This window comes from Rhodococcus sp. T7, from assembly GCF_009872365.1.
Lineage (GTDB): Bacteria > Actinomycetota > Actinomycetes > Mycobacteriales > Mycobacteriaceae > Rhodococcus_F.
This window is the reverse complement of record NZ_WXYH01000389.1, coordinates 440,316-453,501: the sequence shown is the minus strand read 5'-3', so window position 1 is coordinate 453,501 and position 13,186 is coordinate 440,316. Positions and strand designations below refer to the sequence as shown.

Sequence of the window (13,186 nt, the reverse complement as noted above, 5' to 3'; positions counted from 1 at the left end):
TCAAACCGATCAACAACGTCTGCCACACCGAAGAGTCTGCAGCACAACACCACAAATCATTGGGAGACACACCCTAGGCCCCTACGTGGCGGGGAGCGCGTTCCCGTGCCCCCGCGGACGCAGCCTTCCGATCACCCCGACAAGGCGGCATAAAAGACTGTTGCCGGATCTGCTAGTACCTCCGTGACCGTTGTCGGAGCAGGCGATGACACGAGAATCGTGGGGAATGGTGTGGGGCAGATCGTGTTTGCGGTATTCCGACAAGGATCGAGTATCACCAGCACTTCCGCGCCCGTGACAGTTGCGGGGCACAACTGCGCCGCGTCGAGGAAGAACCCAGGTGGAGAACTCGACGAAAACAAACGAAATCGATCGCCTCCGCGACTTGTGGCCGGGACCATTACGAAACCCGACCGGCCCCTCCGCGCACCCGGAGCCCGCAGAAGATCGTGCGTTTCTTGCAGCAGTCACCCGCACACACCATGAGTGACGCCTGCCGCGCATGGGTGCCCCTGCTCACGGCCAACCCTGCGCATCTCGCTGTCGACTATCTGTTTTCCGACTACGACGAGGGGGTAACCGCGGATGATTGGCGCACACGCGCCGAGAAGAGGTTCATCGTGATCATTCTCGGACTGATTCTGCTCGTGATCGGATTCGTGGCGGGCATCTCAATCCTCTGGACCATCGGGATCATCCTGTTGGTCATCGGAGTCATCCTCGCGCTGCTCGGGGCCACCGGCCGCGCCGTCGGTGGACGCCGTCACTGGTTCTAAAGATGCCCTACGGCTTTCAGCGGGCCCCGGACCTCGCCGAGGCGAGCGCCGAATTCGATGGTGGTCAAGATATCGCCGGTTCGTTACGGGCCGCGAGGTACGTTCGCTCGCGCGTTTCAAGTGCTGACCATCGAGAACGATAGCCTCTGCCGCGATCGCGCAGCCGACCGTTCGGCCAGGCGGTCAGCGGCGGAAGAATGAACGCAGGGTGCGACGCTGGTCCTGGACCGGGGTGGTGTCCTGACGGCAGGTGCAGCGATCGGCGGTAGGCACGGAGCTCATGACGGTGTCGAGGTGTCGGCCGCAACCGCCCCAGCCGGTGTTGCCGCAGTTCGCGCAGGTGACGGGGTAACACATGGGATCCTCCTGGGTACGGAGTGCGGGGTTCGGGTGAACGGTTCAGGTCAGGCGCCGGCGACTGCGCGTCGTTCGGCGACCGTCGCGTGCACCAGAGCCATGTCGAGGGCCTTCACCCTGCCGATCAGGGTCGTCGAGGGCGCGTGCGGGCAGTACCCGGGCCGGGAGTAGACGAGCACGCTTTCGCGGAAGGCCATGATGGTGGGGATCGACCGGATGTTCGCCATGGCGGCGAGTTGTTGCTCGGCTTCGGTGTCGACCTTCGCGTGCACGATATCTGGATGCGTGGCCGAGGACTTCTCGAACACCGGGGCGAAGGCGCGGCAGGGTCCGCACCAAGAGGCCCAGAGTCAACGAGACCGCTGCCGCTGTCGGCGATCGTGGACTCGAAGTCCACGAGGGTGAGATTTTTCGTTGCCACCGGTTGGGCGCCTTCGTTGATCGGGACTGCGTGTGGCCTGATCAGGCGGGGACGTGCGCCTCGGCCCAGGCGTTGTAGCCGCCGAGCAGGTCGGAGACGTTCTCGAAGCCCTGCGCCCGCAGCAGCGACGCGGCCACACTCGACCGCCAGCCGCCGGCGCAGTGCACCACGATCGGCTTGCCGGTGGGTATCTGCTCGAGCCGGGTGTGCAACTGCGCCAGCGGAATCGGCGCCGCCCCTGGTATCGTCCCGAACTCCCGCTCGCCCGGATTGCGGATGTCGATCAGGGTCACCGCATCGGCGGCGAGCAGAGCGTCGAGCTCGTCGACGGTGGTGCGGAGCGCCGACTGCACGAGATCAGCCAGCTCGGCGGGAAAGTGTCCGTCGTGGCCGACGGACAGGTAGCCGACCGTATCGTCCGAGCCGATCCGCGCCAGCCGCACTGCCGCGTCCTGCTCCTCGCCCGGGTAGGTGATCAGCACCAGCTTCTCGCCCACTTCGGCGACCATCCCGCCAGTTTCTGCGAACCGGCCGTCGAACCCGACATTGACCGAGCCGCACAGATGCCCGGCCGCGAAGTCGTCCACGCTGCGCGCGTCGACCACCCGGGTACCGGCGACGAGTTCGGCGCGCACCCGCTCCGGCGAGAGTTCGGGGATCGCCCGGTCTCGGGAGAGGAGAGGATGGACCTGCTTGTTCATCGCGGCATCGACGGAGAAGTAGGAGGGCGCCGCGGGTTGGCCGTTGGTGACCAGCGCGACGAAGGCGTCCTCGCTCATCGGCTGCACCGACGGATTGGTGGCGCGCTGCTCCCCGATAGTCGAGCTCAGCTCGGTCGAGAGGTTCTTCCCGCAGGACGAGCCGGCACCGTGCGCGGGCATGACGGTGACCTGATCGGGCAGGGTCAGCAGCTTCTCGTGCACCGTGCGGTACATCGCCCGGGCCAGGTCTGTGTTGGATCCGTGGCCGAGGTTGACCAAATCCGGCCGGCCCACGTCGCCGATGAACAGTGAGTCGCCGGTCAGCACCGCGGTCGGGGTCACCCCCGCCCGTTCGCGCACCAGCACCGAGATCGACTCCCACGTGTGTCCTGGGGTCGACAGGATCTCGAGCTCGACCTCGCCGAGGCGGATTCGCTCGCCGTCGCGTAGGCGGCGGATCGGGTAGTCGGTCTCGGCGGCCTCGCCGAACCCGATCCACGACCCGGTTGCCTCGACCAATTCGAGGTGGCCGGAGACGAAGTCCGCGTGGAAGTGGGTGTTGATCACACCCTCGATGCGCAACCCGTGCTTGTCGGCGTCGTCGAGATACTCGCCGATGTCCCGGCGCGGATCGACCACCACCGCTCGGCCGGTGCTCTCGTCACCGATCAGGTACGACGCGTGCGACAGGCACTCGATGTAGTACTGCTCGAGAATCATGCGTTCCTCCATCGGGTCGATGTCCTCGGTATGTGCAACATGGTGCCATATACCCCATAGGGTATGTCAAGTACCCCTAGGGGTATCTGTCCATGCTTGGTTATCCCGACCGGAATGTTGTTCGACGACGGAAGTCGGCACCGCCGTCTCGCCCTAGTGGCCCGCACCGCCGCCGGCCGAAAGCGGCGCATGGCTGCGCCAGGTTCCGATGACGGCACTGCCCGAACTGGCGCGGATCCTCCTCGGCCCTTTGCTCGCTCACGTCGCGAGCAATCGACACACTTGCGTACCGACATACCCCCTGGGGTACAGTGAGCGAGTTCCTGAAAATACCCCCTAGGGTATGAAGGAGTTTGATATGCGTGAGGTAGACCTCGGTGAATTCGCCGTGCGCTGGGCCGACGGAGTTCCCGTCGTGGATGTGCGCGAGCGGTGGGAGTACGTCGACGGGCACGTACCTGGTGCGCTGTTGATGCCGCTCGGGCAACTAGCCGCTCACACCGTGGAGATTCCCGCGGGGGAGGTCGTCTACGTGATTTGTGCGTCCGGTAACCGCAGCCGGGAGGGGGCCCGCATCGTCGAGGCCACCGGCCGCGGTGCGGTCTCGGTCGCCGGGGGCACCTCGGGCTGGGCCGCCCTGGGCCGGCCGCTCGACACCGGAGACGGATCGTGAGCGCACCCTCACGCCCGACCTCGCCGATACGCGCTGCCAGCGCTTTGCCATCACCTCGAGGAGGACTTGTATGACCCGCAGTACGGCATTGGGCGGCGACGCCCCGAGGACCGAGCCGATCACCGAGGGCGGTGTGCTCGGCCGCATGGGCGCGGCCATGGCCGGGCACGCGAAATGGGTGTTCGGCATCTGGCTGATCCTGTTGGTCGCCCTCGGTGCCGCCGCGCCGTCGGTGTTCAGTTCGCTGGCCGGTGCCGGGTGGCAGGCCAATGGATCGGAGTCGGTGCAGGTCCGCGAGCTCGCGGAGCAGCATTTCGGGGGTAATTCCTCGGCCGCGGTGCAGGTGGTCGTGCACTCGGATACTCAGACCATCGACAGCCCGCAGATGCAGCACACCCTGGCCGACGTCGGGACCGTCTTCGCGGGCGACCCACGGTTCGGTGCGGTGATCGCACCGCAGCCGGGGACGTCGATCAGCCCGGACGGGCACACCGGCATCCTCATTGCGGGCGCGAACGCGAGCACCGACGACATGGTCAAGGCCGTCGACGACCTCAAGGGCGAGCTGACCGCCCTGTCCGGCGACGGAATCGAGGTGTATCCCACGGGGGCGTCCGCGCTGTGGAGCGACTTCAACAAGGCGAATCACGACGCGATGATTCAGGCGGAATTGTTCTCCTGGCCGGTGACCTTGGCGATCATGGTGCTCGCGTTCGGGTCTCTCGTCGCCGCCGGGCTACCGCTGCTGTTGACCCTGGCCGGGCTCGTCGCCTCCGCCGGCGGCCTGGTGTTGCTCAACGAGATCACGCCGATCTCGGTGTGGGCGATGAACTTCGCGATGATGTTCGCACTCGCCCTCGGCATCGACTATGCCCTGTTCATCGTCGCCCGCTTCCGCGATGCGATCCGTCACGCCACGTCGCCGCGTGCCGCCGTGGCCGACACCATGGAAACCGCAGGCAAGGCCGTGGTTCTGTCCGGAATCACGGTGCTGGTCAGCCTGTCCGCCGTTCTCCTGGTGCCCGCGCCGGCCGTGCGGACGATGGCCGTCGGGATCATGCTCGCGGTGTTCTTCGTCCTGCTGGCCTCGATGACGCTTCTGCCCGCCGCCCTGGGCGCGTTGGGCGGCAAGGTCAACGCCGGCTCCCTGCCCTACGCCAAGCGGCAAATACACCGTTCGCCGCGGTTCGCCGCCTGGGGCGAACTGCTGCATCGCCACCCGTGGCCGTTCGCGATCGGTGCCCTTCTGGTGCTGATCGCGCTGTCGGTCCCCGCGCTCGGACTGAAGGTCGCGATGCCCTCGATCGAGGTCGTTCCCACCGACGCCCCGGTCCGCCAGGGCTACGAACTCGTCCAGGCCCAGATGGGCGAGGGTGCACCGGGCATGCTGCAGATCATCACCCCCACCACGGGCGGTGCCGAGACCGCCGCAGCGGCCGCGGCGACGGACGGCATCGCGATGGTGACGCCGCCGCAGCCCGCCCCCGACGGCAGTGACTACGTCATGTTGCAGGCCATGCCGACCGTCGATCCCTCCGACACACGAATGGGCACCATCCTCGACACCCTGCGCGCCGACCTACCCCAAGGCGCCCTGGTTGGCGGCGCACCGGCGGAGAACCTGGACCTGCAGCAGGCCCTCAACGACTACCTCCCGCTGATCGTCGGGATCATCCTGGTTCTCGGGTTCGTGCTGCTGCTGGTGGCGCTGCAGGCCCCGCTGATCGCACTCCTCGGCACCGTGGTCAGCCTGCTCTCGACCGCGGCCGCATTCGGGGTCGCGAAGCTGATCTTCCAGGACGGCCACGGCGCGAGCCTGCTCGGCTTCACCCCCCAGGGCTTCCTCGACGGGTGGGGGCCGGCGTTCTTCTTCGCCATGATCTTCGCAATCGCCATGGACTACACCGTCTTCCTCCTCGCCACCGCGAAGGAACACTACGAACACTCCGGCGATCCGACGGTCGCGCACGTCGACGGCCTCGCCCATTCCGGACGGGTGATCTTCGCCGCCGCCGCGGTGATGGTCGCCGTGTTCTTCACCTTCGCCCTCGCCGACCCGCTGCCCCCGAAGGAGATGGGCATCATCCTCGGTGTCGCCGTGCTCCTCGACGCGGTGCTGATCCGGCTGATCCTGCTGCCGGTACTGCTGCGGCTGACCGGGCACGCCGCCTGGTGGTCACCGGCGTGGCTGCGCATGGTGCTGCCGAAGATCAACTTCTCGCACTGAGGCCGGTGCGGAGGTGAGTCGGCGCGTCCCTTACCCACCCCGCACCGATACCCCGGGGGGTACAGTGGGGGGAGGTCTAGGAAAGGAAACCGCCATGGTCGGCGACGAAGACAGCATCGCATTGGTACTCAACCGGCTCCGCCGCGCCCACGGGCAACTCGCCGGGGTGATCTCGATGATCGAGCAGGGCCGCGACTGCAAGGACGTCGTCACCCAACTCGCCGCGGTCTCCCGGGCCCTGGACAAGGCCGGGTTCAAGATCGTCGCCACCGGCCTACGCGAATGCCTCACCGGCGAGGCGGCCGAGAAAGGCAAGGAGCCGATGACCGAGGCCGAACTCGAGAAACTCTTCCTCGCCCTCGCCTGAGCCACTTTCACCCCGACCTCCGTTCGACGTCGACGAAAGGCGACCATGACCGACGCTCTCCCCGCCCGCGGCTGGACGATCGAGCGGGTGGTCCCGTTGCTGGCCGGAACGATGGTGCTCGCGAGCCTCGCACTCACCGTGGCTTTTTCGTTGTGGTGGCTGCTGCTCACCAGGTTCGTCGGGGCCAACCTTTTGCTGTTCGGCGCGGCGGGGTGGTGCCCGGCGAGTCTGCCGCTGCACCGCCTCGGCGTACCGCGCCTCGTCGCGGCGTCTCCCGCCCCATCGGGACGATGATCGGGGCAGGTGACCGGCCGATCCCATCCCATATTCTCCGAGAAAAGGCAGCACACGCTCATGACGCTCGCACTGTCGACCACCCTGCACACCTCGTTCGCCGACGCGGTGGACCGCACCCGCAAAGCCCTGGCGGACCAAGGCTTCGGGGTCCTCACCGAGATCGATATGAAGGCCACCCTGAAGGCGAAACTCGGTGAGGACATGGAGGACTATCTGATCCTCGGTGCCTGCAATCCGCCGCTCGCCCATCGCGCGGTCACCGTGGACCGGCAGATCGGGCTGCTGCTGCCGTGCAACGTCGTCGTGCGCGCCGACCCGGCTGATCCGGGTGCGGTGCTGGTCGATGCGATGAACCCGCAGGTGATGGTTCAGGTCGCCGACCAACCCGGGCTCGGGGCGGTCGCCGACGACGCCACCGCCGCATTGCAGGCCGCCATCGACACCCTCTCCCAGGACACCGGCGACCGGTAACCACACCCGCCCCCGCCCCCACGGCTGATGGCGAAAGGAGTTATGTGGAAATAACGATCGCACTCGCGCTCGGGGCGATCATCGGTGTCCTGCTCGGACTCCTCGGCGGCGGCGGGTCGATCCTGGCCGTCCCCGCGCTGGTCTTCGGTCTCGGTCTCGACCTCGAGCAGGCCATTCCGATCTCCCTGCTGGTGATCGGTGTCGCCTCCCTCGTCGGAGCCATCCCGAAAATTCGCGAGCACCAAGTGAACTGGCGCATGGCTGGCGTCTTCGCCGCCTGCGGTATTCCCGCGACCTTCGCCGGCAGCGCGGTCGGGCGACTGCTGCCGCAATCGGTGGTGATGGTCGGTTTCGCCGCCGTGATGGTTCTCGCCGGGATCCGGATGCTGATGGATCGTGGTGACACCGGCACCGCCTGCGAGGTCGGGGACTCGGGGATCGACTGGCGCCGCTGCGCCCCCCGATCCATCCCTGCCGGGGTCGCGGTGGGCTTTTTGACCGGCCTGTTCGGTGTCGGCGGCGGGTTTCTGATCATCCCCGCCCTGGTGCTGATGCTCGGTCTGGATATGTCGGTCGCGGTCGGCACCTCGCTGGTCATCATCGTCGCGAACTCGGCGGCCGGTCTGGTCTCGCACCTGAGCGGTGCGAGCATCGACTGGGCGATCACCGCCGCGTTCGCGGGCACCGCGATCGCCGGGTCGCTGATCGCCGGCCATTTCGGCACCAAGGTCGACACCGACAAGTTGCAGCGGTGGTTCGCCTATCTCGTTTTCGTCGTCGCCGCGTACGTGCTGGTGGACACGATTTTGCTGCGCTGATGCCGCGGGCGGCCGGCACCACACCGTTTCACCTATGCCCTCCCGGGTATGCGAACACCAGAGAATATGTGAGGAAGGTACGAGTCATGGACGTGTCGATCATCGAGACCTCGAGCCTGGGCGATCGCAGCTACCTGGTCAGCGACGGCGCTGTCGGCGTAGTCGTCGACCCGCAACGCGACATCGACCGGGTGCTGGCCCTCGCCCACGACCGGGATGTGCGGATCACCCATGTCCTCGAGACCCACATCCACAACGACTACGTCACCGGCGGCCTCGAACTGGCCCGCACCACCGGGGCCGAGTACGTCGTCCCCACCGGCGACGACGTCGACTACCAGCGATGCGCCGTATCCGACGGCGACCTCATCGACGCGGGCCCGATCCAATTGCAGGTCATGCACACCCCCGGCCACACCCACCACCACGTCAGCTACGTGCTGCGGGAGACCACCGGCGGCATCCGCGGAGTCTTCACCGGTGGATCGATGCTCTTCGGCACCACCGGCCGCACCGACCTCCTGGGCAACGATCACACCCGGGAACTGACCCACGCCCAGTACCACTCGGTGCGCCGTCTGGCGGGCGCGCTCCCCGCCGACACCAAGATCTACCCCACCCACGGATTCGGTAGCTTCTGCGCCGCAACCCCCGCGAGCGGGGACTCCTCCACCGTCGGCGAACAACGCACCACCAACCCTGCCCTGACCCAGGACGAGCAAAGCTACGTCGAGGAACTGATCGCCGGCCTGGGCGACTACCCGGCCTACTACGCGCACATGGGCGTGATCAACACCCAAGGACCGACCCCGGTCGATTTGTCACTGCCCAAACTGGTCGACCCGGACGAGCTCCGCCGCCGCATCGACGACGGGGAATGGGTGGTGGACCTGCGTGAGCGCACCGCCTTCGCCGCCGGCCACCTCGGCGGCACCCTCGGCTTCGAATTGTCGGACTCGTTCGTCACCTACCTTGGCTGGCTCTACAAGTGGGGTGCACCGCTGACCCTGATCGGCGAAAACGAAGACCAGGTCACCGACGCCCGCCGAGAACTGGTCCGCATCGGCATCGATGACCTCGCCGGTGCCGCGGTCGGCGAAATCCACACCCTCGTCACCGGCACCGAACTGCGGTCCTACCGGGTCGCCGACTTCCCCGCCCTCGCGGAGAGACTTCCCGAGCACGACATCACCGTCCTCGATGTACGCCAACGCAACGAATACGACAGCAGCCACATCGACGGGGCGATCAACATCCCGCTCCACGAACTCGCCGACCGACAGGGCACCCTCCCCGACGGGGAGATCTGGGTGCACTGCGCCTCCGGCTACCGATCCTCCATCGCCGCCTCGATGATCGACCGCCCCGACCGCACCACCGTGCTGATCAACGACGAGTACGACAACGCGAAGGACACCGACATCACCAGCACCCCGTAGGTATCCGTGCGCACGCAGTGACCGGGGTACGACGGATCGCCGAGATCCCCACGCCCGCATGGCCTCGACCCGGATGGATGAGTCCGCATCATGGCCCCTCCGGAATCCTTGTGCGCCGAGCACCGACGCCAATGACACCGGGCAGCACCCCCGACCAGCACGGCCATGGCGAGGGCCGCGGCCACGCTCTGATGTATGTCGGCGACCGCGTCGTGGGCCCACCCGGCGGCGGCGCTGATCGCGCTGGAATGCCGAACTATAAATTCAAAGATCCCTCATCAAGAGCTTCGAGCATCTGCTGACTCTGCGACCTGGGCAGTCGATCGCAATGGCGCTGAGGCCGGAGGAAGATGGTCCGTACCGAGGGTGCTGAGGCGATCGCAGGCGAGGGCAGTGATGTCGAGGTCAAAGCGTGTGGACCGGCGGGAGATCGCCGGAGAATTCGAGCGGGTTAGGGCTGAGTTTCACCGCTTGGTCGGCGGCGCGAGCTCCGAGGGCTTCGACCGGCCCTCCGAGGGCACCCGCTGGACGAACGAGCAACTGTTGTTTCACATGGTGTTCGGCTACATGGTGGTGCGCCGTCTACTGATCCTGGTCCGGCTCCTCGGCCGGCTACCGGACGGCGTCAGTCGCCGCTTCGCCGCCGCCCAGAACGCCTCGACGCGATTGTTCGACGAGGTCAACTATCGGGGAACGTGCCAGGCGGCCCGGGTATTCAACCGTCACCGCATGGTGCGGCAATGCGACAAGGTCATCGATTCACTCCTGCGGAGTCTGGCGGCGGAGGCCGAGAACGACCTGCAGCGCGGCATGCACTTCCCCGGCCGGTGGGATCCGTTCTTCGCGGACTACATGACCCTCGAGGACCTCTACCGCTACCCCGCTCAGCATTTCGACTTCCACCGGCGGCAGCTCACCCTCGACTGACGATCGCCGGAAGAAGGGAGATTCAGGTCGCGACCGGCAGGTCGGCCAGGCGCCACTCGAGCATGCCGTCGGCCAGCCGCGAGGCCTGCCGGTCGTGGTCGGTCAGCAACCGGACCGCATCGTGCGCGAACACGCAGTACGCGCCGCGGCAGTAGGCGACGATCTCCTGATCTTCGGGCAGATCCGCGAGACGATCGGCGAGCTCATCCCACGGGATCGACACCGCGCCCGGGATGTGCCCGGCCTCGTATTCCTCGCGGGGTCGCACGTCGAGGACCGTCACCTTCCCGGACCGGGCCCGCTCGAGCAGCTCGTCCTTGCTGACCTGGTCGGTGTCCGGACCCAGGTAGGCAGCGCGGGCTGCTTCGACGTCGGGCAGGTGCTCGTTGGCGACCGTGCGGACCAGCGCGAACAGCTGCGCCACATCCGCACCGGCGAGCCGGTAGAACACCTTCGTGCCCTCGCGGCGGGTGGCGACCAGATTGGCCTGCTTGAGGGTCTGCAGATGCGCCGACGCGGTGGTCAGCCCCAACTCGGCCGCGCGGGCGAGCCCGTCGACGGTGCGCTCGCCCTGGGCGAGCAGATCGAGCAGTTCGAGCCGCTTGCCACTGCCCAGCGCCTTGCCGACCCGGGCGAACTGGTCGAACAGCTCCGTCTTCGCGATCCGATCACCCATAGTATTCTCCAATCATCTTTGGAATAGTGTAGAACATGGAGTCGGGGCACTGCACCGCGACACCCGACCTAGTCGACACAGGAGAGACACCATGGCCGGAATCGATCTGGTACCGCTCATCGACGAAGGGCTCGGCAACTCCGCCTACCTCGTGGATCTCGGCGACGGCCGAGCGTTGGCGGTCGACGTCAGCCGCGACCTGCGCGCGGTCCACGCCGCGGCCGCCCGCCGCGGGCTGACCGTCGCGTTCGCCGCCGACACCCACCTGCACGCCGACTTCCTCTCCGGCGCCCACCAACTCGGTGCCACCGGCGGAACGCGGGTGCTGGCCTCGGCGGCCGGGGACCGGGAGTTTCCGCATACCGGGCTGCGCGACGGCGACGAGGTGGACCTGGGCGGTTTGCGGCTGCGGGCACTGATGACGCCCGGGCACACCCACGAGCACCTGTCGTTCCTGCTCCTCGACGGCGAGAAGGAGGTCGGGGTGTTCACCGGCGGATCGTTGATCGTGGGTTCGGCCGCCCGCACCGACCTGCTCGGACCGGATCGCACCGAAGTCCTGGCCCGCGCCCAGTACGCCTCCCTGCAGCGCCTGGCCGCGCTGCCCGGCGACGTCGCGGTCTGGCCGACCCACGGCGCCGGGTCGTTCTGCTCCGCCCCGCCGGGCGCGGACCGCACCAGCACCATCGCCCGCGAGCGCGCCACCAACCCGTTGCTCGCCACCCGGGACGAGGACACCTTCGTCGACCAACTGCTGGGATCCCTCGGTAGCTATCCGCCGTACTTCCTCCGTCTCGGCGAGATCAACCGGCTCGGTCCCCCACTCCTCGACCAGGATCCGGTGCTGCCAGCCTTGACCGTCGACACCGTCCGCGCCCGGCTGGCCGGCGGCGCCGCCCTGATCGATGTGCGCCCGCTGGCCCGTTTCGCGGCCGCCCACATCCCCGGCGCTCTCTCGATTCCGCTGCGGCCGGTGTTCGCGAGCTGGCTGGGTTGGCTCGCCCCGGCCGACCGGCCGCTGATCATTGTCCGCGACCCCGATCAGGACGTGAACGAGATCGTGTGGCAGGCATTGAAGATCGGGTACGACAACCTGATCGGCGAACTCGGCGGCGGCCTCGCCGCCTGGACCGCCGCGGAACTCGAGGTGGCCGCCACGGCGCTGACCGGCCCCGACGGGGTCGAGGGCGTGCGGGTTCTCGATATCCGGCAACGCCCTGAATACCTGGCCGGGCATCTGCCGGGCGCCGTCCACATCGAACTCGGTGCCCTCCCGGGCCGGGTCGACGACCTGCCGGACGAGCCGACCGTGGTGATGTGCGGGCACGGGGAACGCGCGATGGGCGCGGCGAGCCTGCTCGAACGCGCCGGGCACCGGAACCTCACGGTGTTCGAGGGCGGACCCGACGACTGGGCCGCCGCCACCGGCCGCACCCTCGAGACCGGCACATCAGCGAAGACCGGCGCATGAGCACCACCTCGCCCCGGCCGATCCGACTCGGCCTGGGCCCCAACCTGGCCCAGTTCAGCCTGCTCGTCGCCGTCAACGCCCTCGTCGGTGGCATGGTCGGCCAGCAGCAGACCGTGCTGCCGCTGCTCGCCTCAGGCGAATTCGCCCTCACCGGTTACACATTCATCTTCACCTACGTGGCGGCGTTCGGGATCACCAAGGCCGCCGCCAACTACCTCGCCGGGACCTTCTCCGACCGCTACGGCCGCAAACCGGTGCTGCTGGTGGGCTGGCTGTTCGCCATTCCCGTCCCGCTGATGCTCATCGCCGCCCCCAACTGGTGGTGGGTGGTCGCCGCCAACGTGCTCCTCGGCATCAACCAGGGCCTGACCTGGTCGACCACCGTGGTGATGAAGATCGACCTGGTCGGCCCCGCCCGCCGCGGCCTGGCGATGGGCCTGAACGAGGCCGCCGGCTACGGGGCCGTGGCCGTCAGTTCGCTGCTGGCCGGGTACCTGGCCGAGCAGTTCGGCCTGCGACCGGCCCCGTTCCTGCTCGGACTGGCCTACACCGCCCTCGCGCTGCTGCTGTCCGGGGTGTTCATCCACGAAACCCGCGACCACGCCCGTCTCGAGGCCGCGCAGCACATCCCCCGCGCGGACGGTGCGCACGACCACCTGCACGCGGACCTGACCGACCGGCAGATCGCCATGGCAACGAGTTTCACCGAGCCCGCCCTGTCCTCGGCGAGCCAGGCCGGCCTGGTCAACAACCTCAACTTCGGGCTCTCCTGGGGCCTGTTCCCGCTGCTGTTCGCCACCGCCGACCTGGGCGCCGGCCAGATCGGGCTGCTGTTCGCCCTCTAC

At 67.7% G+C, this 13,186-nt stretch carries 13 protein-coding genes and 1 pseudogene; 11 read left to right on the top strand and 3 right to left on the bottom strand.

Going from position 1 to position 13,186, the window contains the following annotated elements:
- Positions 1 to 620 precede the first annotated feature (620 nt).
- Positions 621 to 776 (top strand): DUF6131 family protein, encoded by a 156-nt coding sequence (locus MLGJGCBP_RS52720; protein WP_007296776.1) that lies wholly within the window; start codon positions 621 to 623, stop codon positions 774 to 776.
- A 404-nt stretch (positions 777 to 1,180) separates the two neighbouring features.
- On the opposite strand, the pseudogene MLGJGCBP_RS46125 reads toward MLGJGCBP_RS52720, so the two are convergent.
- Positions 1,181 to 1,554, bottom strand: a pseudogene (locus tag MLGJGCBP_RS46125) (thioredoxin family protein).
- 41 nt (positions 1,555 to 1,595) lie between these two features.
- Entirely contained in the window at positions 1,596 to 2,975 is a 1,380-nt protein-coding gene (locus tag MLGJGCBP_RS46120) for an MBL fold metallo-hydrolase (RefSeq protein WP_012686902.1), read from the bottom strand.
- Between the two features lie 358 nt (positions 2,976 to 3,333).
- Here MLGJGCBP_RS46120 and MLGJGCBP_RS46115 point away from each other — a divergent pair, with 358 nt between their 5' ends.
- The 8 genes from MLGJGCBP_RS46115 (at position 3,334) to MLGJGCBP_RS46080 (ending at position 10,194) form a co-directional block, all read left to right on the top strand.
- Positions 3,334 to 3,648: a rhodanese-like domain-containing protein gene (locus MLGJGCBP_RS46115; RefSeq protein WP_007296772.1), complete on the top strand. Its 315-nt coding sequence runs from the start codon at positions 3,334 to 3,336 to the stop codon at positions 3,646 to 3,648.
- 70 nt (positions 3,649 to 3,718) lie between these two features.
- Positions 3,719 to 5,875 (top strand): MMPL family transporter, encoded by a 2,157-nt coding sequence (locus tag MLGJGCBP_RS46110; protein ID WP_160094889.1) that lies wholly within the window; start codon positions 3,719 to 3,721, stop codon positions 5,873 to 5,875.
- A gap of 94 nt (positions 5,876 to 5,969) precedes the next feature.
- A complete protein-coding gene (locus MLGJGCBP_RS46105) occupies positions 5,970 to 6,242 on the top strand; it encodes a metal-sensitive transcriptional regulator (protein ID WP_012686900.1) in 273 nt (90 codons plus the stop codon).
- 45 nt (positions 6,243 to 6,287) lie between these two features.
- A complete protein-coding gene (locus MLGJGCBP_RS46100; protein ID WP_007296769.1) occupies positions 6,288 to 6,536 on the top strand; it encodes a YgaP family membrane protein in 249 nt (82 codons plus the stop codon).
- 60 nt (positions 6,537 to 6,596) lie between these two features.
- A complete protein-coding gene (locus MLGJGCBP_RS46095) occupies positions 6,597 to 7,010 on the top strand; it encodes a DUF302 domain-containing protein (protein WP_007296768.1) in 414 nt (137 codons plus the stop codon).
- A gap of 44 nt (positions 7,011 to 7,054) precedes the next feature.
- Complete coding sequence (locus tag MLGJGCBP_RS46090; RefSeq protein ID WP_012686899.1) at positions 7,055 to 7,828, top strand: sulfite exporter TauE/SafE family protein; 774 nt, start codon at positions 7,055 to 7,057, stop codon at positions 7,826 to 7,828.
- A gap of 86 nt (positions 7,829 to 7,914) precedes the next feature.
- Positions 7,915 to 9,267: an MBL fold metallo-hydrolase gene (locus tag MLGJGCBP_RS46085; RefSeq protein WP_012686898.1), complete on the top strand. Its 1,353-nt coding sequence runs from the start codon at positions 7,915 to 7,917 to the stop codon at positions 9,265 to 9,267.
- A gap of 396 nt (positions 9,268 to 9,663) precedes the next feature.
- Positions 9,664 to 10,194, top strand: coding sequence for a DinB family protein (locus tag MLGJGCBP_RS46080; RefSeq protein ID WP_039950538.1), 531 nt, complete (start codon positions 9,664 to 9,666; stop codon positions 10,192 to 10,194).
- Positions 10,195 to 10,216: 22 nt separating this feature from the next.
- Here MLGJGCBP_RS46080 and MLGJGCBP_RS46075 read toward each other — a convergent pair whose 3' ends face one another.
- Positions 10,217 to 10,870, bottom strand: a complete 654-nt coding sequence (locus MLGJGCBP_RS46075; protein ID WP_007295976.1) for an ArsR/SmtB family transcription factor — start codon at positions 10,868 to 10,870, stop codon at positions 10,217 to 10,219.
- 91 nt (positions 10,871 to 10,961) lie between these two features.
- On the opposite strand from MLGJGCBP_RS46075, the gene MLGJGCBP_RS46070 reads away from it, so the two are divergent.
- Positions 10,962 to 12,341, top strand: coding sequence for an MBL fold metallo-hydrolase (locus MLGJGCBP_RS46070; RefSeq protein ID WP_007295977.1), 1,380 nt, complete (start codon positions 10,962 to 10,964; stop codon positions 12,339 to 12,341).
- The coding region (locus MLGJGCBP_RS46065) for an MFS transporter (protein ID WP_201453003.1) at positions 12,338 to 13,186 on the top strand (849 nt) is incomplete at its 3' end. The genes MLGJGCBP_RS46070 and MLGJGCBP_RS46065, both read left to right, overlap by 4 nt.